General features: G+C 35.9%; 26 protein-coding genes. 5 read left to right on the forward strand and 21 right to left on the reverse strand.

What is annotated here, in order from left to right:
* Positions 1-161: 161 nt before the first annotated feature.
* The 4 genes from mrdA to QKW49_RS04170 form a co-directional block, all read right to left on the reverse strand.
* Positions 162-2,204: a penicillin-binding protein 2 gene (gene mrdA / locus QKW49_RS04155; protein ID WP_282866308.1), complete on the reverse strand. Its 2,043-nt coding sequence runs from the start codon at positions 2,202-2,204 to the stop codon at positions 162-164.
* Between the two features lie 257 nt (positions 2,205-2,461).
* Positions 2,462-2,767, reverse strand: coding sequence for a hypothetical protein (locus QKW49_RS04160; RefSeq protein WP_282866309.1), 306 nt, complete (start codon positions 2,765-2,767; stop codon positions 2,462-2,464).
* A gap of 140 nt (positions 2,768-2,907) precedes the next feature.
* Positions 2,908-5,220 (reverse strand): hypothetical protein, encoded by a 2,313-nt coding sequence (locus tag QKW49_RS04165; RefSeq protein WP_282866310.1) that lies wholly within the window; start codon positions 5,218-5,220, stop codon positions 2,908-2,910.
* Complete coding sequence (locus tag QKW49_RS04170) at positions 5,211-6,926, reverse strand: glycosyl hydrolase family 18 protein (protein ID WP_282866311.1); 1,716 nt, start codon at positions 6,924-6,926, stop codon at positions 5,211-5,213. Before QKW49_RS04170 ends, QKW49_RS04165 begins: the two co-directional genes overlap by 10 nt.
* Before the next feature lie 159 nt (positions 6,927-7,085).
* Between QKW49_RS04170 and QKW49_RS04175 the strand changes: the two genes are divergently transcribed.
* Entirely contained in the window at positions 7,086-7,769 is a 684-nt protein-coding gene (locus QKW49_RS04175) for a heparan-alpha-glucosaminide N-acetyltransferase (protein WP_282866313.1), read from the forward strand.
* 140 nt (positions 7,770-7,909) lie between these two features.
* On the opposite strand, the gene QKW49_RS04180 is transcribed toward QKW49_RS04175, so the two are convergent.
* The 7 genes from QKW49_RS04180 to QKW49_RS04210 all read right to left on the reverse strand — a co-directional run bounded on the left by QKW49_RS04180 (position 7,910) and on the right by QKW49_RS04210 (position 16,495).
* Entirely contained in the window at positions 7,910-10,102 is a 2,193-nt protein-coding gene (locus QKW49_RS04180; protein WP_282866314.1) for a penicillin-binding transpeptidase domain-containing protein, read from the reverse strand.
* A gap of 117 nt (positions 10,103-10,219) precedes the next feature.
* Positions 10,220-11,272, reverse strand: a complete 1,053-nt coding sequence (locus QKW49_RS04185) for an S-layer homology domain-containing protein (protein ID WP_282866315.1) — start codon at positions 11,270-11,272, stop codon at positions 10,220-10,222.
* 28 nt (positions 11,273-11,300) lie between these two features.
* Complete coding sequence (gene cysK, locus QKW49_RS04190; protein ID WP_282866316.1) at positions 11,301-12,233, reverse strand: cysteine synthase A; 933 nt, start codon at positions 12,231-12,233, stop codon at positions 11,301-11,303.
* A gap of 234 nt (positions 12,234-12,467) precedes the next feature.
* Positions 12,468-13,616 (reverse strand): peptidoglycan DD-metalloendopeptidase family protein, encoded by a 1,149-nt coding sequence (locus QKW49_RS04195; protein ID WP_282866317.1) that lies wholly within the window; start codon positions 13,614-13,616, stop codon positions 12,468-12,470.
* A 339-nt stretch (positions 13,617-13,955) separates the two neighbouring features.
* Complete coding sequence (locus QKW49_RS04200) at positions 13,956-14,195, reverse strand: SHOCT domain-containing protein (protein ID WP_282866318.1); 240 nt, start codon at positions 14,193-14,195, stop codon at positions 13,956-13,958.
* Between the two features lie 17 nt (positions 14,196-14,212).
* Entirely contained in the window at positions 14,213-14,968 is a 756-nt protein-coding gene (locus QKW49_RS04205; protein WP_282866319.1) for a hypothetical protein, read from the reverse strand.
* A gap of 162 nt (positions 14,969-15,130) precedes the next feature.
* A complete protein-coding gene (locus QKW49_RS04210; RefSeq protein ID WP_282866320.1) occupies positions 15,131-16,495 on the reverse strand; it encodes a GGDEF domain-containing protein in 1,365 nt (454 codons plus the stop codon).
* Positions 16,496-17,167: 672 nt separating this feature from the next.
* Here QKW49_RS04210 and QKW49_RS04215 point away from each other — a divergent pair.
* The 4 genes from QKW49_RS04215 (at position 17,168) to QKW49_RS04230 (ending at position 19,176) form a co-directional block, all read left to right on the forward strand.
* Positions 17,168-17,866: a PspA/IM30 family protein gene (locus QKW49_RS04215; protein WP_282866321.1), complete on the forward strand. Its 699-nt coding sequence runs from the start codon at positions 17,168-17,170 to the stop codon at positions 17,864-17,866.
* A 1-nt stretch (position 17,867) separates the two neighbouring features.
* The gene (locus tag QKW49_RS04220) at positions 17,868-18,575 is read left to right on the forward strand and encodes a hypothetical protein (RefSeq protein ID WP_282866322.1); all 708 of its coding nucleotides are present in this window, start codon (positions 17,868-17,870) and stop codon (positions 18,573-18,575) included.
* 123 nt (positions 18,576-18,698) lie between these two features.
* Positions 18,699-18,974: a CC/Se motif family (seleno)protein gene (locus tag QKW49_RS04225; protein ID WP_282866323.1), complete on the forward strand. Its 276-nt coding sequence runs from the start codon at positions 18,699-18,701 to the stop codon at positions 18,972-18,974.
* A 13-nt stretch (positions 18,975-18,987) separates the two neighbouring features.
* Positions 18,988-19,176: a hypothetical protein gene (locus QKW49_RS04230; protein WP_282866324.1), complete on the forward strand. Its 189-nt coding sequence runs from the start codon at positions 18,988-18,990 to the stop codon at positions 19,174-19,176.
* Between the two features lie 101 nt (positions 19,177-19,277).
* Here the strand turns inward: QKW49_RS04230 and QKW49_RS04235 are convergent, their stop codons facing one another.
* The 10 genes from QKW49_RS04235 to QKW49_RS04280 form a co-directional block, all read right to left on the reverse strand.
* On the reverse strand, positions 19,278-19,529 hold the full coding sequence (locus tag QKW49_RS04235; protein WP_282866325.1) for a FeoA family protein: 252 nt from the start codon (positions 19,527-19,529) through the stop codon (positions 19,278-19,280).
* Positions 19,526-19,702, reverse strand: coding sequence for a hypothetical protein (locus QKW49_RS04240; protein WP_282866326.1), 177 nt, complete (start codon positions 19,700-19,702; stop codon positions 19,526-19,528). Before QKW49_RS04240 ends, QKW49_RS04235 begins: the two co-directional genes overlap by 4 nt.
* Positions 19,699-21,147: a ferrous iron transporter B gene (locus QKW49_RS04245; RefSeq protein ID WP_282868059.1), complete on the reverse strand. Its 1,449-nt coding sequence runs from the start codon at positions 21,145-21,147 to the stop codon at positions 19,699-19,701. The genes QKW49_RS04240 and QKW49_RS04245 overlap by 4 nt, the downstream gene beginning before the upstream one ends.
* Positions 21,134-21,727, reverse strand: coding sequence for a FeoB small GTPase domain-containing protein (locus QKW49_RS04250; RefSeq protein WP_282866327.1), 594 nt, complete (start codon positions 21,725-21,727; stop codon positions 21,134-21,136). The genes QKW49_RS04245 and QKW49_RS04250 overlap by 14 nt, the downstream gene beginning before the upstream one ends.
* Positions 21,728-21,832: 105 nt before the next feature.
* Positions 21,833-22,606 (reverse strand): TPM domain-containing protein, encoded by a 774-nt coding sequence (locus QKW49_RS04255; RefSeq protein ID WP_282866328.1) that lies wholly within the window; start codon positions 22,604-22,606, stop codon positions 21,833-21,835.
* Positions 22,607-22,633: 27 nt separating this feature from the next.
* Complete coding sequence (locus tag QKW49_RS04260; protein ID WP_282866329.1) at positions 22,634-23,206, reverse strand: LemA family protein; 573 nt, start codon at positions 23,204-23,206, stop codon at positions 22,634-22,636.
* Positions 23,207-23,436: 230 nt separating this feature from the next.
* Positions 23,437-23,808 (reverse strand): DUF2680 domain-containing protein, encoded by a 372-nt coding sequence (locus QKW49_RS04265; protein ID WP_282866330.1) that lies wholly within the window; start codon positions 23,806-23,808, stop codon positions 23,437-23,439.
* 144 nt (positions 23,809-23,952) lie between these two features.
* Positions 23,953-24,705: an amino acid ABC transporter ATP-binding protein gene (locus tag QKW49_RS04270; RefSeq protein WP_282866331.1), complete on the reverse strand. Its 753-nt coding sequence runs from the start codon at positions 24,703-24,705 to the stop codon at positions 23,953-23,955.
* A complete protein-coding gene (locus tag QKW49_RS04275) occupies positions 24,702-25,418 on the reverse strand; it encodes an amino acid ABC transporter permease (protein WP_282866332.1) in 717 nt (238 codons plus the stop codon). The genes QKW49_RS04270 and QKW49_RS04275 overlap by 4 nt, the downstream gene beginning before the upstream one ends.
* Positions 25,419-25,567: 149 nt before the next feature.
* Entirely contained in the window at positions 25,568-26,413 is an 846-nt protein-coding gene (locus QKW49_RS04280; protein ID WP_282866333.1) for a transporter substrate-binding domain-containing protein, read from the reverse strand.
* Positions 26,414-26,422: the final 9 nt, after the last annotated feature.

Raw genomic sequence — 26,422 nt, forward strand, 5'->3', positions numbered from 1 at the left:
CGTGATTCCAAGAGGGTATGGTGAAATCTGCGAACTATTAGGCCAAAATACATATGCTGCACTAACTGCAAAAAAATTACTATTAGCAGTACTAATACAACAAATATTTTATTCATAAATTACCCTCCTAACGGCCGTGTTATCGTTCATTTGTAAGTTCCTTATCTTATTAACTGATTTTGAGGAAAATCACTGCTTTCAGTTTTATCTAAACCTAAATATGCAGCGATAATATCTCTCGCAACAGGTGCAACATTTCCACCGCTGCCGCCATGTTCTACAATGACAGCAACTGCTATTTGCGGGTTCTCATAAGGCGCAAATGCTACAAACACTCCATTATCAGAACCATTCGGGACCTGTGCCGTCCCGGTCTTTCCGGCTACCGTTACCGGAAAGTTATTAAAAGGCGCACTGGCTGTTCCTCCAGGCTGTGTAACAGCCTTCATTCCTTCAAAAATTGTTTTGATTGTTTCTGGCTTCAAACTGATTTTTTCCAGTATTTCAGGCTCAACGGCTTTCAGAACTTTACCGTCGGCACTCTTTACCTTATCTACCAGATGAACCTTGTATCTAGTACCCCCATTTGCGATTGTACTGATGTAGTTAGCTATTTGTAAAGGCGTAAATACATTATCTGATTGGCCGATCGCTGCTTGGATGGTATCTCCAGGATTCCAAGGAGCGTTAAATATCTGTTTGCGGGTTTCCGGGCCCGCCAGTATACCTTTGCTTTCACCAGTGAGTTCAATGCCTGTCATCTGGCCTAGTCCGAACTTCAAACCGTAATTATATAATCTATCTATACCCAGCCTTCTGCCAACATCATAAAAATAGATGTTACATGAAACTTTTAATGCACCTACCATATCCAAATAGCCATGTGTTGACCGTGATCTCGTCCATAACCAGCATGCGGGCTGATAGCCTTTATAAAACCTGTATAACCCGGTATCCAGAATTTTATCTTGAGAGGTAACAATACCTTCTTCAAGTGCAGCTATCCCAGTCAACATTTTAAACGTAGAGCCCGGTGCATAAGCGCCGGAAATTGCCCTGTTAAATAAAGGCTGCAGCTCATCATTAGCTAATCTTTGATAATCTTTATAAAAACTAGAGGGGTCATAAGTTGGATAACTAGCCATTGCAATGACGGCTCCTGTGTTAACATCCAGTGCTACTACTGATCCGCTGTTTGCATCACTATATTTTTCACCATATCCCCCACTACGTATCTTTTCGATAACATTCTGTAATGACATCTCCGCCACTCTTTGTACTTCTGAATCAATGGTCAGCAGTACGTTATTCCCTGGAATTGGCACACTGCTATTCAACACTTGTGTCAGTTGCCCAGATTGATCCATTTCAATTTGTCTTTGACTGTCTTGTCCCTTTAAATATTCCTCGAGATATTTCTCTAAACCAGCTTTCCCCAAAGTATCATTCATGCCATAGCCTTTTTCTTTGAGCTTAGCATATTCCTCTGCATTAATTCTCCCAACATACCCCAATAGGTGTGCTGCTAATTGCTGCTGCGGGTAAGATCTAATGGGCTCTTGAAAAATACCGATGCCCGGAAATTCATTGTTTCTTTCCTCCAATTGCATGATTGTATTTACACTTACGTCTGATGCAATATTAAAACCGTTAAATATACCAAATCCTTGCTCTGCCATTGCATAACGAATTGAAATAACTTTCCTGGCTTCTAAGTCGCTATAACTTTCCGGGATTTTGTATACTTGCCTTAAGCTTTGTATCACCTCTTCTGCTGTATCATCTACATCAAAATTCCTTTCTGTCTTCCATTCTATTGCTTTCTCATTCTTTGAATTTTCATCATTACCCGAAAAGTTAAATTCAAACGGTGGAATGGTGATAGGTAGGATGTCGACATACATATCCTGGCTACGTTCCAGCAAAGTTGCCAACTTTAAAATCATATCATTTAACTCATTTACACTAATATTGGTTTTCTGAATGACAAGAGAATATCCTACTCTATTGGTTGCAATAGTTCTACCGTACCTATCCATTATTTCTCCCCTTGGAGCTTTAACTTGTATCGTTCTTTTCAGCCTGCTCTTAGATTGTTTAGCATAATTTGCTCCATCCACAATCTGAAGTTGAAGTAGTCTATAAATAAAAATAACGCCAACGATAATGATAAATATTCCAAGTATGGAATAACGGCTTTTCATCTTTTCCCACATAAATCTATAACTCACCTTTACCACGTTTTTAAATATATATAATCGTATAATATTTAAGCCTCCAATAATAATATTGGAGGCCTGAAAAGAACTTTCATGTATTCATCAGTCAGCTAACATAGTATAAAGCAATACTTGCAATGATTATAACTGCTATAATAGCATATAATCTTACATTTGAATGACTGCTTGCCTGATTATTTCCTTGATTGTTTTGTTAACGACTTCCACCACAGCAGTTCATATTATCCCTCCGAACGGTTTGCTTCGATTTGATTATTCATATGCTGGCCATGGTCTTCTTTCTTATTCTTATTTTTTCTAAACATCAAAGGCATCATTAGCAAATGCATCAATGGGCATAAGAAGAAAATAGCTCCTGACAGCCAACCTTTCAGATTTGGATTATTAATTTTTAATAACGGCAGTGCCAGCAATAATAATAGCGGAATAGCACAGCACAATACCATTAGCCACATGTGCGACATATGACCTTTATGGTTATGCCCTCCTTTATTCTCATTATTATTTTGATTTCCATGACAATTCATGTAAATTCCTCCTTAAAATTTTCCTCTTATCTTGATATTACAGATTTATTTCCTACTATTCATATTGTATTACTTAATTATGAAGAACCTGTGAAGATTTTAATATATATTTAAATTTTTTATCCATTGCCTAACAGTACTTAAATCTTTCTAATAAGACTAACCAGGATGTATACGATACTACCTGCTATTAGGGCACCATTAAATCCGAGTTCCATAGATAACATGATTGAAACAACAGAACCAACAACCGACATTACACCGTTAATTCCCCACATAATAGGAATGATATCGGTTTTTTTATTCTCATTTAATAGCCTCAGTCCTCTTGGGAATGGCATTCCCATAAAGAATCCCTGAATAATCACAAGCAGTGAAGATATAAGAATCCTGTTTATCAAACTCCAATCTGAAGTGTTTCTAAATATTAACCCTAGTGAACTGATCAAGGCAATATTTACGATAACAATTAGTATTGGAGGTAAATATATTCCTTTTACCGTTTTACTAAATACTTTGCTGCTGCTCACAAAACTCCCTAAACCACATCCGATTAATAGTGCTGCCAAAACATACGTAAAAGCTAGAACAGGATGTCCAAGATAAAGTATAAACTTTTGTATCAGAGGAATTTCTATCAGCATGAATCCTGCACCTAGTCCGCTGAAATACAAGGCAGGTCTTACAGCACTATGCTTTATAATAAAAGGTATGAATAGAATGAAACTACCTATAAGTATAAAGAACAGAATGAAAATCAAAACAGGGGATATTCCTTTGGTAAAGTTATAGAAATACGGATTATCATCTGTTGCAGGAGTTACGTTATAGGTAAAGCCTGTCAAATATTCAGCCATCGAAATATGCTCTTCCTTAATGTGCTGCAGCGGCCCTTCTTCATATACATGCGGGGTAAATAAGGGAAGATTGCCATTTTCATATGCACTCTGCGCCAATTCTTTGCTTTGCTGTTCAGTAAACGGCTGATTTTTAATAATTACCATAGGATTATGAATATGCTCACCACCGTGCTGGGCTTGAGGCATATTTTTCCTGAATATTGCGATATACTTCGGTGCGTCTTTTACCGGTATGCCTCTATTTTTTAACGCAAGAATAGCCGTTGCCACAATTTTACCTAAATCCTCTTGATCATGAGTCAAAAATGCAAGTTTACCATCCTCTTTTAAGTGTGCTAAATAGTCCTGCATGGCTTCTGTGGTATAGATATAATTTTCTGATAATGCATATCCTGCGCCTTGTGACGTACTGGTCATAACCAGAGATAAAAAGATAACATCATATTTATCTTGTGTCTTTCTTATATAATTTCGGCCATCTTCTCCATACACTCTCACTTCCGGTCTATCGTAAATATTTCCGTTGAAATCTTTAAACTGCCGGACTGCTTCAATACTGGAAGTATTAATTTCAACTGCAGTTATATCCTTGCTTCCGCCAGCCAGCGCAAAGAGGATGTCTCTTCCACCGCCGGGACCAATGATTAACGTGCTGTCATTTTTCCCGAATGAAAAAGGAATAAACTCGGTATTTTTCTTATATTTATCAAGACTTTCCATATTCCCATCGAATCTATACATCGGCGCATTAGCTGCACCATCTATGGTAACCACCATTTGATCAGGGGCTTCTTTGACCTTGATCACATCGGTTCTTGAAAAAGCATTCCATTGCGTATAAACAATTTCACCGTTTTCACCTGATTTGTTTATATTCCCCAACGTCTTAGAAACATTTGTTTTAATTCCGTTAAAATTCTGCTCAATACTCTTGACATATTGCCCAGGTAATAAGATAGCAACAAGCAATAGTACAGGCAAAACATAATTAACAGCATTTTTAATTTTTAGAGCACTTGAATATAATAGTGCTGCTAAGGATGCAATTATACAGACAAGTATCACCGATCTATACATTCCCAAATAATTTAATGACAGCAATACAGCGACGCTTCCTATCCCGGAACCCAACAGATCTGCAAAATACAGCTTATTGCTTATTCCTGACAATTCTCTGAAAAGCGTTGAAAAAAAATATCCTCCAATCACAAAGGGAATGGTACCCAATACAGCATATATAAGCAAGCCGCCAATATACGGTAATAAATAAATCAAACCCAGTACAAGTAGATATGAGATTGAAAGAATGGTCACTGCTTTATTGATATCTTCCAGAGGCGATGCTTCTCTTACTTTTGTATCTCTTGATTTTTTCAAAATACTTTTTTGTCTTTTTTCCTGCTGCTTATAGGCAATGATTCCGCCTATCCCCAATCCGAACACTGCAAAAGAGGTAATCAAAAATACATAATGATACCAAAGAATTGCAGAATAAATTCTAGTGAGTACTACCTGGTAAGTAAACAGCGAAACTGAAACAAGGAAAACACTTAATAAAACAAAAGCTTTGTCTTTAATGTTCTTTATTTCCATGTTTTTTCTCCTTCCTCTATAGTAATATCTTTTTGTTTTAAACTTTCCAACAAGACATTCCAAACGTCTTCACTTTCAAAACCTCTGCGCCATGATGCCACACCGGCAAGACCATATTTACTTACCAATGAAGCTTTTAGAGTTATTGACCGGGCATCTTCTACCCATATTTTATAGATAGCTTGTCCTTCTTTATATTGAGCGTAATACTGCCCGCTCTCATCGTCCCACGATACATTGGCATTTTTATCACTGATGATTTTTTTAACGGCTTTCATTGATAAAGCTTTAGAAGTTACTTTCTTTTTATTATTAACCATTTCTTCTTTCCATTCTCTCGCATAAAACGGCAATCCTAACAAAAGCTTATCTGCAGGCACCTCTTTTAATACTTGTTTTAGACTATTTTCAACCCATGTAATCTGAGCAACAGACCCTGCCTTCGGACTTGAAGACCAATGCTGATCATATGCCATTAATGCCACATAATCTACCACTTCTGACAACGCCTTTCTGTCGTAAAACATAGACCAGTTCTCATTTGTAGATTTTACTGTAACATCTATTGAAACAATTAGCCCCTGTTCTTTAAACATCGGAACCAACTCTCTTACAAACTGCGTAACCATATCCTTATCTTTTAGATATACATTTTCAAAGTCAATATTGATCCCATCTAACTTGTAAGTTTCTGCATACATTAAAAGCTGCTGAATAATCTTTTCTCTCATCTCTGAATCATTTAAAATTATATTGGTTATATCCGGATCAAAACTATTATCTACTAATGCCCATACTTTATAACCATTATTGTGAGCCCAATTTACATATTTCGCATCGGCTTTGTCAACTATAGTTCCGTTTTCATCAGTAATAGAAAACCACGTTGGTGAAACAACATCTAGACCTTCTATTTTCTTCACTTTTTCCATATTGGGAGTACTTTTATGCACGTACTCCCAAACCATATTTATTTTTCCGTTGTTGGGTTTCCATGATGATTGTATTACTTCATCATTTCTATCTTCTTTGCTTTCTATCTTATTTTCTACCTTCCTTACAAATCGTTTTTCAATATATCCTATTACACCATCCTCCGTCCTTACCTTATACCACTTATCATATTCCTCAAACATTCTCATTTTTTCATTGTTTTCTATATCTTTCTTTAATATGAGTGCTTTAATGGAAGGTTCCTTACGGACTTTAGCTTTTTTTGAAATTACTTGGACGTCTTGTTTTACATTCTTCTTATAATCGATCGTTACTACTTTGTTTGAGTCAATCCACGTCACCTCAATTTGGAATATATCTTTCAAAACCTCTATCGGTGCATAAGGTATATTTTCAATCAATTTCACAGGAATATTCAAATCTATCAGCCGTGCATTAACCGTTGCAGTAAGCTGACCAGCAGCCATTCTAATGACTTTATCCTTAGTGGTAAAAATAAATTTACTGTTTTTCTCATCCCAATGAACATTAGAGTCAATATATTCTTTTATAACAGGTAAGGCTAATAAGACTTGATTATTTTCCACTAATACACTATCTTTTCCTAAAACAATTTCATCTTCAACAATCAAATGTATCATATCGGGAGCATATGGCGCTATACTCGTATTGTTTGGCCAAAAAGCATAAGCTACGCCGCCAGAAGTAATTAGTATAATAAGTAATAATATTCCTCCTAGAATTTTTTTCATATTTTTTGACCAACCCTTCACAATTATTTAACTATCTATTGTAGGTATGATATTTAACTATTCATATTTGTTTACTATGTTTTCACGTAAATCTGTATACTTTCGTTAAAAAGCATTATATAATGTAATTGATTAATTTTTATACAAAGGGAGAAATATATGAACACAAATAACCGCATCTGGGAAGTAGATTTTATTAGGGGCTTAGCAATCATTTTAATGGTCATATTCCATCTCATTGTTGATTTAAAAGATTTTTATTCATATGATATAGAATACCTAGGTGGTTTTTGGTACTACGAAGGTAAATTATCAGCCATACTCTTCATGCTCACTTCGGGTATCAGCAGTACTTTTAGCAAGAATAATACCAAGCGCGGAGCAGTTGTATTTGGATTTGGCTTGATACTATCATTAGCTACATATTTGTTTGACCCTGAATATTACATTCGCTTTGGTATCCTGCACTTTTTAGGAGTTTGTATGCTATTATATAAATCCATTAACAAGTTAAGTAATAAGGTTACCTTCTCTTTAGCAACATCTTTTATTATAATCGGAAATGCTATTTCAAAGATAACCATAGACACACCATACTTTTTTCCACTAGGTTTAACTGATAGAAATTTCAGTTCCCTTGATTATTATCCAATCTTTCCTTGGTTGGGCGTGTTCCTATACGGAGTCATCATTGGAAAAACAATATACAAACAAAAAAGGAGCCTTTTTGTCAAAAATCTTAAGCTGGATACTATAGTATACCTCGGTCAGCACTCACTATTGATTTATCTAACTCATCAACCCATGCTTCTAGCCTTGCTATATCTTGGACATAAACTATAATTTTTTATTATTAGGCATCATCTGCTATTCACTATTATTAAAGATAATTTGCTACTAATTTTTTGACGATTTTAGTATCAATTATAACTGACAATTTTGAAGAACTTATGAAGATAGCAAAAAAGAAACGCCTTACATGATTAATCTACTTCTTTGTGTCTGAATTCCACACTTATGACCGAGCCTGACGGAACAAGCATACCTGGTGCGGGTTCTTGTCTTATTGCTTCTGCACTCTCTTCGCTACTATTAACAGTATTGATAAAGTCCGAATCTATTACCGCCAAGTTTAATCCTGCATCACGCAATGTTTGACTAACATCCGTGATGGATTTTCCTAATACATTTGGTATACTAATATTTGAGACTGATTTAGAACCTTCTGTAAACAATACTACTTCGGACTGTTGTACCACTTTCGAACTAGCTTCGGGAACTTGTCCGGTAACATTGGTCCCATTTCCTTCAACTCTAAATGATAGACTGGAGCTTTTTAGTATTTCTTGTGCCTGCTGAATATCCATATTGGTGACATAGGGAATATCTACATTTACTGTCATTAACTCCTGTTCTGTATACCTTGGCTCCACATTCATATAACTCATAATATCATTGATGATATTTCTTACAACAGGCGCGGCAATAATTCCACCGGAATATTCCTCTCCCTCCGGTTCATCCAGAACAACCAGTACAACTACTTCGGGGGCTTTTGCCGGTGCGAACCCTACAAAAGAAGCAATATATTTCTCTTGCATTCTCGGTAATTTTTCCGATGTTCCTGTCTTCCCGGCAATCTCATATCCTTTTATATAAGCGTTTTTACCGGTACCTTCCGAAACCACGCTTTTAAGAATATCTTTCATGGTATTCGATGTCTGTTTTGAGACCACCTGACGCACTATTTGTGTATCAAATGTTTCTACTACTTGTCCTGTATTATTGATCAGTTGTTTTACCAGTCTTGGCTTTACTAGGTTTCCTCCATTTGCAACTGCAGAAATGGCCGTAACCATCTGTAGCGGTGTAACCTGAAATCCTTGCCCAAAAGATGCAGTCGCTAACTCCAACTGGTTAAACTTTTCCGGCGTGTGAAATATTCCTTTTGATTCTCCAATAAAATCCACTCCTGTTTTTTCCATAAAACCGAAAGCTCTTACATAACGTTGAAAAAAGTCCGGACCAATTCCCTGCGCAATTTCAATAAAAGAAGGATTACAAGAATTTTGAAGTGTCTGAGCAAAAGTCTGAATCCCATGAGGACGATAGTATCTCCAACAGTTAATCCTTTGCCCGGCTACAACAGCATATCCGATACAATTAAAAAGGTCATCCATCTTCACTGCATGCTCTTCTAAGGCAGCTGCTGCCGTAATAATTTTAAAAGTCGAACCAGGCTCATAACTATCGGAAATAGCTTTATTTCTCCACTGATTCTCAATTGCAGCGTTGTAGCGTTCTGTAAAATCCTTCCCGGTTAATGCTTGAACTTCTTTTTTTGTTTTCTCATCCATAATCTCAAAAGGATTATTCAAATTAAAATCGGGCTTTACAGCCATCGCCAATATTTCTCCAGAATTCGGTTCCATCACAATAGCTGTTCCACTCTTTGCTACCTTATTTTCAAGCATGGCTTTTTCTAAGTGCTTTTCTGTAAGATGTTGTATGGTCTCGTCAATAGTCAAGACCACACTGAAACCATTCTCTGCATTAATATGCCTTTCACTTTCAAATGGCACCCCTGCTCCAATGGCGCCCTTCATGGAAACTTCCCTACCTGGTTGACCTTTCAGGTACTTATCGTATGCAGCTTCTATTCCGAACAATCCTTGATCATCTATACCTGTTGCGCCGATAACATGAGATGCAAAACTGTCGTATGGATAATATCTTTTAGAATCTTGTTCTAAATAAATGCCTTTAAAACCTTTTTCTCTGATTTGATCTGCCTTGCTTTTCTCAATTCTTCTTTTTATAATTTTATATTCACTCGATTTTGTTATTTTCTCATATACTTCTTGGTAATTCATTTCTAATACCTGTGATAATGCCAAAGCTACTTGCCCAGCGTTACCGGATTTAGCAATTTCATTCGGAGAAGCACTTACCGTTTCTACAGAAACACTGACTGCAAGCGTTATACCGTTTCGTTCTAAAATTGCTCCTCTACTCGGATTAATGATATTATCACGAATCTGCTGCCTTATTGCCTCTTTTCGAAGCCTCTCTCCTTCATAAAACTGCAGCCAGCCTATCCTAAGAATTAATCCTATTACAGACAAAACTATGAACATGAGTACAAAAACTATTCTTTTTCTAATCATATAACTCATCTTACAAAAGCAGTACTCCTTTCAAACCACAATATTAACATCACTATAAAAGTGCGGGCAAAATGTCCGCACTTTTATAGTAATCTATATAAATTGCTTAAGGGGGCTTTTTAAAACCTACTGAATAACCCTTCGTGCACCATAATATCTTGGTCCATAATAATAAGGATCATCGATGCTGCCTATCGAGACTGTTTTTCCGGTAGAAGGTGAGTGTACAAACTTTCCGTCTCCAATAAAGACAACTGCATGTGACGGGCCTGATGCATATCCTTCAAAAAATACTATATCTCCCGGAAGGAGCTCTTCTTTTGAAATTGCTTTCCCTACTTTATACATATCAAAAGAAACACGAGGCAATTGAATATCATTTTCTTTAAAGGTATACCATACTATCCCGGATGAATCGAATCCGGATGGGCTAGCTCCCCCCCATACATATGGTACTCCTAAATACTTCTTAGCAGTCTCTACAATTGACTTTTGGATACTTGTATCTTGTAGTATCCCTTCTGCTTCATCTTTGCTGTTATCTTCTTTTGGTTTATTTGCCAGTATCCTCTCACTTTCATCAATCACTCTCATAATAACCGTCAAAGCCTCTGCCCTTGTTAAATTGTTGTTTCCGTTAAATGTACCGTTAGGATATCCAGTAATCAATCCTTTTGCATATGCCTTTAGAACATATTGCTGATATTCGGCAGGAGTATCATTAAAATCACCAATATATTCCTTATAAGCATCTATCGTTTCAGGATAGGATTCATTTAAAATGTTCACGATGGCTTTCGCCACCTCCATACGATTAATTGGCTCACCAAGTTCTTGTTCATTTAATTCATCTTTTTCTATAACCTTTAGCATCTCTGCCTTCTTTATATAAGTCATACTCCAGTGTCCGGTTTGTGCTATTTCCTCATTATAACCTGAACTCCTCAATAGAAGTGTTATAAACTCGGCTTTTGTGATAATTTTATCAGGTTTAAAAGTGCCATCTGCATAACCATTGATTTGTCCTTTTTCATGCAGGTTTGATATATAACCGGCATACCAATCATCATCAGAGACATCCGAAAAATATATCGCTGCATCGTCCATGGCAAAGGCACCTACTGTACCTATCCAAATAAACATACCTATTATCATTATATTGATTATTATTCTTTTCATCGCTTTTCCTTTGCATAGAGATTATTCATCAATCTTGAAATAACACAGTAGATAAATATCGTTCTCCGGTGCCAGGCAGTAGGATAACAATTGTCTTCCCTCTATTTTCAGGCCTTTTTGCAACTTGAGTAGCTGCAAAAGCTGCTGCACCGGATGATATCCCGACGAGTAATCCCTCTTCCTTCGAAAATTTACGTGCTGTTTCAAATGCTTCTTCATTCTTTACTTTGAAAACTTCGTCAATGACTCCCTTGTTTAATATGTCCGGAATAAAGCCTGCCCCTATTCCCTGAATCTTATGAGGTCCGGGATTGCCACCTGAAAGCACCGGTGAATCGACTGGCTCTACGGCAATTATTTTGATATTCGGATTCTTTTCTTTTAAAGCTTCTCCAACGCCTGTAATAGTTCCTCCTGTTCCCACACCACCGACAAATATGTCAACTTTCCCTTCGGTATCCTTCCATATTTCTTGTGCAGTAGTGTTTCTATGTATTTCAGGATTGGCAGGATTCTGAAACTGCTGAGGCATAAAAGCATTTGGCATTTGTGAAGCAAGCTCTTCCGCCTTTTTAATAGCCCCCTTCATTCCTTCCGCACCCGGTGTCAAAACCAATTCTGCTCCAAGTGCTTTTAGAAGGTTCCTTCTCTCTACACTCATTGTTTCAGGCATAGTAAGTATAATCCTATAACCTCTTGCTGCTGCCGTAAAAGCAAGTGCAATACCTGTATTTCCGCTTGTCGGCTCAATAATAACAGAATCCTGGTTGAGTTTTCCTCTCTCTTCCGCATCTTTAATCATTGCGTAACCAATCCTATCTTTTACGCTTCCGAGAGGATTGAAATATTCCAATTTTGCAATTAATCTTGCGTCCAGATTAAGATTCTTGCTATAATTCTTTAATTCCAGTAATGGAGTATTTCCAATTAAATCTGTTAAACTTGTTGCTGTATTTGACATGCTGACTCCTCCTATATCACACTAATTTATATTGTTATTATCTAAATATTACTTAATAATTCATCAACCTCCTCTTTAAATTCTGTAATAAAAAGGTAATATGCTGAACACTTATTAAAATAGTTTGTTGCTAAATCACCTTTTTATTGTATTTTAACCTCAACTTATGAAGAACTCATGGAGAAAATGTGAAGATTTTATGAACATCAATCATCGCATATTATCAATAAATTATTATTTGCGAAAATACTTCATAGGATCGACAGGAGTACCATTTTCTCTTATCTCAAAGTGCGCATGTGGACCGGTCGACCACCCGGTACTTCCTACCTTCGCAATAATCTGCCCTTTTTTTACTTGCTGCCCTTCACTAACCAGCAAGGTACTATTATGTGCGTAAAGCGTCGAGAGCCCTCCACCATGATCAATAATAATCCGCTTTCCATAAGCAGTATTCCATCCTGCCATAAGGACTTTTCCATCGTTGGCAGCAACTACATTCGCACCCATGGGCGCAGCCGTATCAATTCCTGTATGTATCTTGTATTTTTTCAAAATAGGATGCCATCTATTTCCATAAGGGGATGTAATATTGTAGTAGTTAGGCGTAGGCCATAAAAGCTGTCCTCCTACATACTGTTTTTTGCTTAAATCTTGCAGTCTTTTTATTTCTTTTTCCATTTCTCTAGATGCTTCTTCTAAATCGTCTAACGTCTCTGCATATTGTTTTTCTTCAGATGTTAATTTCTGAATAAGTTGACTTTTTGATATAAGACTACTTTCCAATTGCTGCTTTTTATCCGACACCTGATTTCTAAGTTTTTCGTTTAATGATTTCTCTGCTTCTTGTTCTTCTTTTATTTGTAAGATTTCTCTTTGCTTTTGATTTAGCTCTTTAAGAATACTTTGGTCATACTCCATGATTTCCTTGATAATATCAAGTCGGGACAGCAAATCAGAATAATTTTCCGAATCCAATAGAATATCCAGGTATGTCGCAGTCCCATCCTCATACATGGCTCTAGCTCTCATCATAAACACATCCGATTGCTCTTGAACGTCTTCAATGTTTTTTGATAATTCCAACTCATTTTTCGCAATCTTCTCCTCATTTAACTTAAGTAATTCATTGAGCTTCTTTAGTTCCTCTTCTGCTGCATCAACTTCCTGGTCTATTTTTTCTTTTTCATCTAGAAGTCCCGTTTTTTGCTTTTTGGCCTCCTGCAATTTTATACGAGTAGCACCCATTTCTTTATTAACTTTATCCAATTTGTTCTTAAATTCATTTGTGCCGGCAGCTTGGGCAAAAGAACCAACAATTGTAACCACTACTATTATTATCAGTACCATAAAATGTTTTTTACTACTACTCCTTTGTCGCATGTAACAAAAATCCCCCCAATAATATCTTTAGAATGCTTTTTAAACTAGAGTACATTCCAATTTTGAAGATCTTATGAAGAAAATGTGAAGATTTTAATGAGACTTAATTTTGCATTAGTTTTATCCCCAAGCGTACAGATTTTTAGCATAGTAATCTAGCTTTTGTAATAACAAAAATTAAAAAGGCTTCTGAAATGTCTACATGAAGCCTTTTTAAAATGCATTACGAAAAGTATGCTCTCCTATGCGTTATAAAGATACTAAATTATCCTATAACCAGCACCTTTTATCATATTTAAATATATTAATCATATTGTCGATAGTTTAAAGCTGAAATTTTTAACGCCTTAATAGTATGGCTTTTTTCTGCTTGTATTCTTCTTCATTGATTTCGCCTCTTGCGAATCTTTCGTTAAGAATTGCTAATGAATTATCATATTCTCTTTCGTTTCTTACATTACTGTTACCGGATAATCTGATAACTGCGTATACAATAACTCCAATTAAAATTAATGGTATAAGCATTCCAAACCAACCTCCCATCATACCGTAGCCCCATCCCATCATTGGTCCCATCATAACAAACACTCCTTTCTTTATTCTTCATCATGTGAAATGATTTTTTCTAACTGACCATGCCAGTCATGGTACCAAACATCTCCGGTATAGTAATTTACACTTAACATTCCAACCGGTTTATCACTTTTATTAACATGAAATGTATAGTAGCCATAGAATTCATGTCCCTCATTTGATACCGTAAAATCTTTTTCTATATTCCTTTTTACATAATCATCAGCAATTTTTACTGCTTCATTTCTTTCTATTTGCTTTGAATCATCGGTTCCTCTGTAATACCCATTGTTGTTATTCCACCGTGGGTCTCTTATCATACTGGGACCCATCATACCGTATCCTCTTCCGCCATGCATTCCATATCTTTCATTCCACATCATGTTAGGACCATATTCCGGATACACATCTCCTGTATAAAGGTTTACTAATAACTCCATTGCTCCTTTGCCAGTATCCTTCTCTTCTACTGAAACATAATAATCAGTGTCTTTAAATACAAATATATCTGACATCTCTAAACTATCCCCATAACCTTGAATATAATTTTCAACGAAATTTCTAATCTGATCAACTGACATTTTTTCTTTATTTCCATAATTCTGACGATTATTATATGGATTAAACCGTCTATTCATCATTCCTCTACCGTAATAATCCGTCCCATAGCGACTAAAATTTATATTCCTTGAAAAAGGATATCCCCATACAATGTATCCGATCAGGAGCAGCGATGAAACAATTAAGACCATTAACCATACTATTTTATCTCTACGCATATTCTCACCTGCCTTATCATATATTAGTTTACCCTTGACATTAAAATATTAAAGAAAACTTTTTTACTCTTAAATTGCTTATTAAACTCTTTGCACATACCATTATAGGGTATAAATATGAAGATGTTATGAAGAAAATATGAAAGTCTTAATATTTAAAATTTATTTAGACATTTCTTTTTTAGACTTACCATTCTTCCATTCATACATTTTTTCATCTGCTTCTTTTATTACCTCTATGAGATTATCTTTTTCTCTAAGCTCTGCTACGCCATAAGATACTTCAATTGGGAAATTATATTCATTAATATTATTCAACTGTTTAGATACACGTGATATTATTTGCTGACTTACTTCTGCACTGCAATTTCTCAGTAAAAGCAAAAATTCATCACCACCAAATCTCACTACAATGTCTCCATCTCTAACAGAGGCTTTCAGGATATCTGCAATCTTTTTCAATACAGTATCTCCCATTAAATGGCCATATGTATCATTAATATATTTAAACTTGTTGACATCAATCATTACGATTACTGATGTTGCATGAGATGCATGCAATTCATCAAAATGCTGTTTAATATACTGATTAAAGTATACACGAGAAAAAGTGTCGGTAAGAGAGTCTGTAGTAGCGAATTTTTTATACATTTCCTTACTCTCTTTCAATTTTTCAATTATATCTCTGAAATATCTAAATGAGATAAAGTGCATTGACAGTGTTATTATAAATATTGCAGCAATAAAAGAAATAAATGTGAATAAAGATATATCATTTAGTGCTTCGTACAAACTACTATTGGAAACCGAAGTAACAAAATACATATCAATTGATTCTATTCTATGAACATACCAGCTGCTATCACCATCTGTTATTAGATGCATATGGTCATTAAATACTGCATGCTGCTTTTTTGATATAATCTGTTCCACTTCTTCCTTAGTATATATCTGATGCTGCATAATATGGCCATGGATGCTATTTATTGCACTGGATATATCGAAGAAAATCGCATCAAATCCTAATAATGTATCCTCCTCTTTTATTGGTGAATATACTACTAATACTATCGCATGTTGTCCATTCATTTCGATCTCTGTAGTTATTTCAGATATAGTTTTTACTTTTTCCAATTTAGAAAGATCCACATTTCCCTGTTGGGCTACAATATTTTCATCAATGATGCGAAATGCTCCCATTTCCTCTCCTGCTGACTGAAATCCCTCAAAATATCTTTGGATGGTATAATCTTTTAATTCCGTAAAATTAATATGTCCATTTTTATATTCAACAATTTTTTGTTTGAGCATATCCCGGCTTGAAAAGATTTGAGCATCATATATGCTGTCTTGAATTGTCTTTTCTATGACAAAGCGGTGTGATTCAGTGGAAAGTAAAAAGTTCTGTTGGAGGTTTTTTATCAACTCTCTCTTCATAGGCATGTAAACACCTAACATTGCTATTAAAATAATAACCACCAGAGTTATTGCTACAGTATTCCTGATCTTACTAAGCGTCTTATCCATCAACAAACTCTACTTATAGTACATAAAAACTACTCTTAGTAGATTCCTCCTTACTTATTAATGTGAGTATAAAACAACTCTTTATTTCTTTGATAATGCATCTTACTAAAGAAACAATTGTTTCAAAGTGCTGTTTAATAAAAGCATAAATTTATAATACTTAAATCATCATAAAAGTGCGGTCAAAATGTCCGCACTTTTATAATAATCTATATAAATGGTAAAGGGGGCTTTTTATAACATCGGTACCCGCCACCTATGGAGGTAGGGACATCTTTTGGCCTCGTTATAATCTATTCAATAAACTGCCGTGCTCCATAGGGTCTAAATCTACAATAATAAGATTTTCCTCAGAGAATTGAAATATTTGAGTTTGCTATTAGTCTTAGTATTGACTAAGACTTTTATCATATTTTAGCACCAACTTATGAAGAACTCATGAAGAAAATGTGAAGATTTTCATGATTACCTAGGTAATATAAGCAATAAGCAATAATCAATAATCAAAAACAAATACAACGTATAATTTATTAAACTCATCGGTATACAAAATTTGATAATGGCTTTGCTTCATAAGAATTTTCTATAATCTTCATAAAGTCTTCACAGGTTCTTCATAATCAAGAACTAAAATAGTAATATAATAACTTTATGATCATGGGAGGATCAAATATGGGTATATTAGGAAAAGTAAAGTCAATATTTAAAGCTAAAGCAAATTCAATTTTAGATGAAATAGAAAATCCTGAGGAAGCTTTACAGCTCTCCCTTGAGGAGATGAAAGAGCAGGTAAACAAGATTAAAAAATCACTTATTGAGGTTGCGACCATTAAAAAAAAGCTTGAAAGTGACCTTTTTGATGTAAAAGGTAAAATCAAATTGGCTTCAGAGCAAGCAGAGCTTTCAATCGCCTCAAACCGTGAAGACCTTGCGAAAGCCGCTTTAGAGAAAAAGCAGGATTTGCTGTCTCAAGAAGAACGCATTACTGCAGAAATACAACAATTAAATCAAAAAATAAAGATCATTACCAACAGCAAAGAACAATTAGAATATCAGATTAATGATCTGGAAAATAGAAAAGAAGAACTAATTGCCATGAACCGTGCAGCTGATGCACAAATTACCGTTAAAGAAACAATAACAGGCATCTCCAATGAAATGAACGATATTCATAGCAGAATTGACAGGGCAGAAAATAAAATCAGGCAGAAAAACGCAAAAATTTCTGCAATGGATGAGCTTATTGAGCTAAACGCTCTGGATACTTTTGATGGAAAAGATTCCATTGAAAAGGAACTAAGCAAACTTCAAAAAGAAGAAAAAGTCAGACAAGAATTGGAAGCTCTTAAGCAAAGGAAGGGGGTGTCGTAAAATGGGATGCGGCGGATATAGAAATCCATTTGATCTATTTGATCTGTTTGATAGCTGTGAACCGTCAAGAAGACAAGGTCACGGATCAAGATATGATTCCTGCGGGTCAGGCAATTACCATAACGATTATGAACGCTATAATGACCACAGGCAGAACGATTCAGACGAAAAGCTTATCCTGCTTAAGAAGATATTTGCCGAGGGTAATATTGATGAAGTAGAATATCAGAAACTAAAGCAGAGGATATACGAAAACACCATAACTTTTGCAGATTTAGTAAGAATCCGTGCAGATAGGTTAGATGTTCAAAATCATAATACCAAACAAAATAAAAATACTAATACTTCGCATACTGAAAACGATTATGAAGAAAAAATAAAAAAATTACACCAGACCAAGCAAAAGATTATTGCTGTGCTGAATAAACTTTCTGAAGAGATTCAAGGTCTTAAGAATGATAAAGAGAAAATGGACACTTTAGCCGAAGCAATGCTTAAAGCAAGTGAAGAAAAGGCTGAAACATTCATACGTAAGAAGTTGGATATAGAAGAGAGTATACAAAATCTTGAGAAAAGAAATTATGAACTTAAAAATCAAATTGAAGAAATCGATAATATGGAAAAGGTACTCCAGTCAAAAAAACTGGAACTTGAAGCCCTCAGACTGCAGGAAGAAGTTTCAAATATGAAACTGAATTTTAATGACTAAACCTAGATAAAGAAATTTCAGTTATATTGTCTTTGGTATCGTTTATCAAAAATTAACTCAAGCAGAAAAATAATTGTTTTTAAACCCGATATATCAAGCAAACATTTGCTGAAAGGACAAAAAATGGAAATTAATATTACTGTAGAGGCTGAACAATATATCAGGCAAAATGGTCAATCTGCAACCGTTATGTTAGGTACTATGACAGGGTGCTGTGGTGGTGCAGCTCCACTCCCTCAAATCCATTTAGTTCTACCTAATGATTTATCAGACTATGAACAAAATAAAGTAAAAGATATTACCATATTTATTGATAAACGTGTCGATACAAATAAACAAATTCATATAACGTTGGCAAAACTTTTATGGCTTAAAAAATTATCAGTAGAATTAGTTTAAAGGAGGGATTACAATGTCTGGAATGAGTGCAACATCAGGGGCAAGTAGTATGCCGATGAAATGTAACATGAAAAGTATGCATGAGAGTGTTTCGGGCAATCAGAGTCAAAAGTCAAAGGACACCGCAGTAAAGCAGCAAAATAATCAATCGACCAAGATTCCCAATGATATCCTAGGTAATAAGATTGATATAAAGATCTAATTATTTATAAAGAAGTATAAAAGATGCTGTGTTTTTTCACTCCTCAACAGCATCTTTTTTTATAACGCATAAGCAAGTATATTTTGCATTAAATTATCGCTTCAATTATGTAAATCTACCACAATGGCAGCTGCGATATCTTTATCAATAGCCACTTGTGTATAGCCCGCTTCAACTACATAGGACGGAAACGTCTGAATAATTCTTATTTCTATACCCGGTAATATGCCCATTGACATGAGTTTTCTTAAAATACTTTTGTTGTTTGTATCCAGTTCAGCAATAATGCCTCTATGACCTCTTTTTAAATCGTTTACACTCGTCTTTGCTAACTTGTTATTCACTATTTTCATCTTTTCATTCCCCACTTTTTAATCATCTGAATAAATTTCGGCTCTTTTGGAATTTCATATCCACAATTGGGACACTTATATTTATTGCATGTCTTACTTAAAGGACAACCTCTGCACCCGGCTTTACTTTCCTGCTCTAAAAATTCTGTTCCGCAAAATCTGCACTTTATCATGCCAACACCCCGGTAACAACTAATATCCAATTCAGAACAAAACCCGCTATAAATGCAAAAGGAAAAATAAAGGCTGCCATTGCAATGCCGGTTTTTGTCCCTCTCTCCTTAATCATCATGGTGAACTGCGCTACACAAGGAACAAATAATGTCAATGTTGCTGCTGCGACTACCAGCTGCCTGGGTGAGAGTGCACCGGACATTTGAAGGTCATACAGCCCGGCAGCTCCAAAATCTCTTCTGAAAAATCCAAATATGAACGCCTCTGCAGCTTGGTCCGGTAATCCAATAAGATTAACAATAGGTCCCATCGCCGTAATAATAATTCCAAACAATCCTGTTATATTTCCAAACCAAATCAGTACACTCGCAAAAATAAACAAAGGCATAACTTCTGCAAGATACCACTGCATCCTTGCATAGGTCTTGGATAATACATTTGACAGCTTAGGCAGTCTAAGAGGCGGAACCTCCATATAGAAGCTTGGCTTATCACCCGGAATAATTTTTGATGTCAAATAACCAATGAATAAAAATATAAAGGTAATAAATATAACCCATACAGCCATGGTTTTAGAAGAGCCCGATAACAAGGCAAGGATAACTCCCAATTGCGCAGAACAAGGTATAGCCAGTGCCAATAATAAGGTAGAAATTGTTCGTTCCCGCTTTGTTTCCAGAGTCCTGCTAACCATCGTTGCCATAGTGTCACATCCGAAACCTAGTGTCATGGGAATTACCGCACGCCCGTTCAAGCCAATCTTTTTAAAGACTATATCTACCAACATTGCAAGCCTAGGCAAATAGCCGCTGTCTTCGATAATGGAAAATACTAAAAAGAATGTTCCTACGATGGGCAATATGATTGCAATAGCATACCTGACTCCCATGGTGATGATTCCATACTCATTCGCCAGCAGATCCTGCAGCCATGCCCACGGTATATATGATGAAACAATATTATTAACCCAGGGATTAATATAGGCTTCAAATATGTTTGCTTCCAAAAAGTCAACCACCGTGCCTGCTCCAAAAACACCTACAAACTGATACAATCCATAGTATAAAATAATTAACAGTATTGGTATGCCTGTGATTGGGTTCATCGTAAGTCTGCTTACAAACTCTGAAATATTTGTATTGTTTTTCTTATTTTTACTCACAACCTTTGTCGTAATATCTTCAACAGTTCTTTGTCTTAACAGCGAAATGATATAATTTAGTGGCTTATCATAAGTTTCTTTTGTTCTTTCAATAATTTTTTCAATATATGTAAAGTTATCTCCCTCTCTATTCCTTACTCTTTCTATCATATCATTGTCTTCCTGAATAAGAAGCAGTGCTATTGCACGCTTTGACAGCGCATAGTCTTGCTGTAATAGGTCAGTCAACTGAGTGATAGAATTTTCGATTGCGTCGTCATAGGTAATATTAAGCTGCTGCATATTCTTCAATCCTTCCCCTCAAGAGATCTATTCCTTTATTCAATGCTGCAATTGTCGGTATTACAGGTATTCCTAACTTCTTTTCCAACTTTTTAACATCTATAGACAGGCCCATTCTTTCTGCTTCATCCATAATATTCAAAACCAATATTACCGGCATTCCTCCTTCGATCAATTGTAATGTTAGCGGAAGCATTCTTTGAATATTCTTAGCATCTATTACATGTAATACTGCTTTTGGTTTTTCATTTAAAAGTAAATCCCTTGTCACCTTTTCTTCTTCTGTAATACATATCAGAGAATACATGCCCGGAGTATCTATAATCTCGTAATCTCTTTCTTTAATTTTTCCTCTTCCCCGTGACACTTCAACTGTGGTTCCCGGATAATTGGATACAGTAACATATGCACCTGTGAGCACATTAAATAATACGCTTTTCCCCACATTCGGACTTCCCACCAGTGCGATCTTTTCCAAGCCATGAGTATCTTGCCTTACCTCACCATGACAATTACCTGTACCAAGTAAAGTCGAAATCACTTTTTTATGCCAGGGTGTTTTGCTTTGACAGCAATCCATAATATAACCTCCTCAAGATAGTGATAATCATTATCATTAAAAATTTTAATTAAACTCCCCATAATTTTTAGTTAGAACCATTATAGGGAGTATCTATTAATAAATTTACCAATCTCTGTCGCTTCCACCGCCTCCGGAAGAGCCGCCTCCACCATAGAAACCTCCCCCGCCAAAGCCACCATCTCCGGAACCTCCTCGCCTACCTCCTAAAAGCGCATTCCAAAGAAGCATCTCGATAATAAAGCCTGTTATGCTACCTCGGTTAAATATTAAATCCAAAATTACGAGAGCAGCTAAAATAATGATAATAGCTTTGCTTCCTCCTTTTGATGTACTACGATAGCCTTGCGGCTGATTCATTTGTACACCCGTTAAGGTTACATCGTATTCGGCGGCCACTTCATTCGCTAGAGTAATAAAAGTATTTTTAATTCCTGTATCATAATTACTTTCTTTTACAAATGGTAGAAGATGTTCATCTTGAATCCGGCCTGTTTTTCCGTCAGGTAACCGCCCTTCTAACCCTCTCCCTACCTCTATTCTTGATTTTCTTTCATTAGGTGCAACTATTAATAATACGCCATTATCTTTATTCTTTTGTCCAATCTTCCACGCCTTAAATAATTCATACGCATAATCATCAATTGCCATTTCCTCCAGTGATTGTGGAATTACTACTACTATTTGAGCACCTGTCTTTTCCTCCAGTTCTCTTGCAGTATTTTCAATTTCACGCCGAACTTCGCCACTTGTCACTCCTGCAAAGTCATTAAAAAAGTAACCGGTTGGTGATGGAATTACCGGCTGCGCATTTGCTACAGTAAAAATACTTAAGATCAGCAGTACGACAACCAATAATGAAGCACTAAGCTTTTTCACGGTATCTCATCCTTCCTTTGGTACAGATTAGAATTGCACCTTAGGTACAGCTTTACTACCCTCTTCAGCTTCAAAGTATTCTCTTAATTCAAATCTGAATATACCCGCAATCATATTTGTGGGGAATCTTTTCATTCTCGTATTGTAAACCTGTACTGCATCATTGTATTCCTGTCTTGCCCGTGCAACTCTATTCTCTGTCCCAGCCAGTTCATCTTGGAGCTGTCTGAAGTTTGCATCGGATTTCAAAGTAGGATAGGCTTCACTAATCGCCAACAGCCTGCTTAAAGCGCCGGATAATTCATTATTCGCATTAGCGGTTTCATTTACTCCTTTTGCCCCAATAAGTTTAGACCTTGCTTGTGCAATTGACTCAAATATTTCTTTTTCTTGAGAAGCAAAACCCTTTACCGTTTCAACAAGATTAGGAATCAAATCGGCTCGTCGCTGTAAGTTATTCTCTACCTGACTCCATTTTCCATCAATTGCCTCATTCTCTGTAATTAGAGCATTGTATGAACCTATCACGGATGAACCGCCTATTATTAGAATCAGTGCGATGACTCCTAATACAATCCAAATCGGTTTAAATATATTCATTTATTAACACACCTCACATAGTTATATAATTATTTTACAAAATTATCATTATATTGTTTAGAACCAATGATAATAGTGAATACTGAAATGAATATTATATTAATCATATATGTTTAATAAGAATTATATCGTATAATCTTGAAGAACTTATGAAGAAAATACAAAAAATTCTTTTGATTATCAAAAAATTCAGGTGGCATAAAAATACCACCTGAACCCAAGAATCCTGTTTATAGTTCGTTGCTAAAGGAACTCATCATACCACCGGAACTACCCATCATTCCACCATTGAACTGGGATCTGAAGCTTTGGTTGTTGGGGCCATTTCCTGGACCTGCTGCTCCTCCGCAGTGGTCCTCAAACCCATTCTCATCATGGTATTTTTCCATTGTATCAAAATGCTCATTATAATTTTGTGCTTCTTCCTCGGTGATTTCACCATTCTTTACAGATTTGTCTACCCATTTTCTGTGGAAATCAAACATCGACTCGAAAAACTTCGATGTTTTTGAATCTTCCGGGGTTGCTGCAAGCGCTGTAGGAATAGCTATAGCTGCGATAAGTACCAAAGATGTTACAAATACTGCAATTTTTTTCTTCATAATTGAAGACCTCCTTAAATGTAATTTGCAACTGTTAATTGCTTTAATATCTTTATTATAGCTATCAATTATGAAGAACTGATGTAGAGATTATGAAGAAGTTATGAAGATTGAAATAATTTTTGCTAAATCTAGACATAATACTTAAATCTCATAAGTAGCAGGTGGCGTTACCCTCTGCAAAAATTGCTTAGTCCTTTCCTCTTTTGGATTCTGAAATATATCCCACACGGTTCCTTCTTCAACAATAACCCCATTATCCATAAAAATAACACGGTCTGCTACTTCCCTGGCAAAACTCATCTCATGTGTAACTATAATCATCGTGTTGCCGTCTTTGGCAACTTTTTTTATTACAGTTAATACCTCACCCACTAGTTCCGGGTCAAGAGCTGAAGTTGGTTCATCAAATAGCAATACTCTAGGATTCATAGCCATAGCACGTGCTATGGCTACACGCTGCTGCTGACCACCGGACAGCTGAGATGGGTAATAATTTAATCGATCTCCTAGCCCCACCACTTCCAAGTACTGCTTACTTTCTTGTGCAGCTCGTTCTTTATTTACCTTCTGAACAACGATTAATCCTTCCATCACATTCTCAAGGGCTGTTCGGTTTTTAAATAAGTGATAATGCTGAAACACCATACCTGTATATTTACGTAACCGATATATATCATCTTTATGCGCCTTTTTTGCATCGACTACTAGATCTTCTATATGAATCACTCCACTTGATGGCTTTTCCAAATAGTTCACACATCGTAACAGTGTAGATTTACCGGAACCACTAGGCCCTAGAATAACAACAACTTCACCCTTCTCTACCGATAGGTTCACTCCTTTTAACACATGGTTCTTATGAAAATATTTGTGAATATTTTCTAATCGAATCACTCAACCATCCTCCTTTCATACCGCCTTAGCCTTTGCTCCAATAAAGCAATAAATTTACTTATAACTATACAAACAACCCAATAAATTAGCGATACCGCAATGTACACTTCAAAAAAACGAAGCTGTCTGGACCCTATAATTTTTGCCTGACCCATTATTTCTACTACCGAAATGATAAATGCTAAAGATGAGTCCTTAATGATGCTTAAAAAAGTGTTACCGAAATTAGGCAATGCGACAATCAATGCTTGAGGAAATACAATACGCTTCATAGTTTGAAATATTGTCATACCAACCGAATAGGCCGCTTCAATCTGTCCCCGGTCTACAGATTCTATAGCGGCTCTAATAGTTTCTGATAGATAAGCACCGACATTAATGGCACAAGCGATGTTAACAAAAACTATTGCCGGTATGCCACTGATATTTATATCCCAGTTATACTGGAGCTTTACATACTCCAGTACTTTGGGAAGGCCATAATAGACAATATAGATTTGCACCAGGAGTGGTGTTCCCCTGATAAAAGATATATATAATGCCGCCAATTGCTTCAGAACAGGGATTTGATAAATTTTTACAAGTGCAGTAAATAACCCAATAATAAGTCCGCAAACTATGGAAACGCTGGCTATTCCTATAGTAACCGGCAGATAACGTGCTATTTCCGGAATAGATTTAATCATATAATCCCAGTCAAATATTGTACCCATATGCAGCCGTCCTTTACAATTATAAAATCTTCACACAAAGTATATTTATTGTTCAAAAATTGCTTGTTAAATGTAAAATAATACTACAGCAATTTCTCTCAAATACTAATATTGCTGTAGTATTATTCTAAGCATGTATATACGTTATCTTACTTCTTTGATTCTATGTTAGTATAATCTTCTTCAAACCACTGGATAGATATGTTAGAGAGAGTGCCGTCTTCTTTCATTTCAGATAATGTCTTATCAATTTTATCTCTAAGTTCCTCACCTTGTGCATCCTTACGGAATACAAAATATGCAGGTGATACCTCTACGGGTTCTCCCGTCGGTTCAACATTCAGACCAAGTTTTTTTACATTCTCATTAACCATGATAGGATCGTTCAGGTATGCATCGATTCTTCCAGCTTCAAGATCCTGCAGCACTGTAGTGACATTACCATCATAATATTTCAACTCAAGTGCATTATTATTTTTTGCATTGTAGTCTTCGAGTATCTTTGTAAAAGAATCCCCAACTGCAGTGCCGACTTTTAGTCCTTTTAAATCATCCAGACTTGAAATTCCTTGTCTTCCTTTTTTTACAATAATACTCGATGTTGATGCAAAATAGCTATTATCTGTGAATAAATACTTTTTCTCACGGTCTGGATTTTTCGAAATCTGATTTGCAACAATTTGATACTTATCAGACTCCAGTCCTAGAAACATGCTATCCCAAGGGGTGGGTACAAATTCAAGCTCTATATCATCCAGACGTTTGTCTACCTCTCTTAACACTTCAATATCATATCCTGTTAACTGGCCCTTATCATCTTGGTATGTAAAAGGACTATATGTTCCCATCGTTCCGACTAATATTTTCTTTGCCTTTGAGTCAGTGCTTGTGCTAGGCTGCTCGCTAACAGATTTTTGCGCCCCGCAGCCTGTCACTAACGCACCTAATATTGACACTGCTGCCGCTGTTAGTATTATGTTTTTTGATAATTTCATATATGATTC

It is taken from the genome of Petroclostridium sp. X23 (assembly GCF_030013905.1).
Classification (GTDB): domain Bacteria; phylum Bacillota; class Clostridia; order SK-Y3; family SK-Y3; genus X23.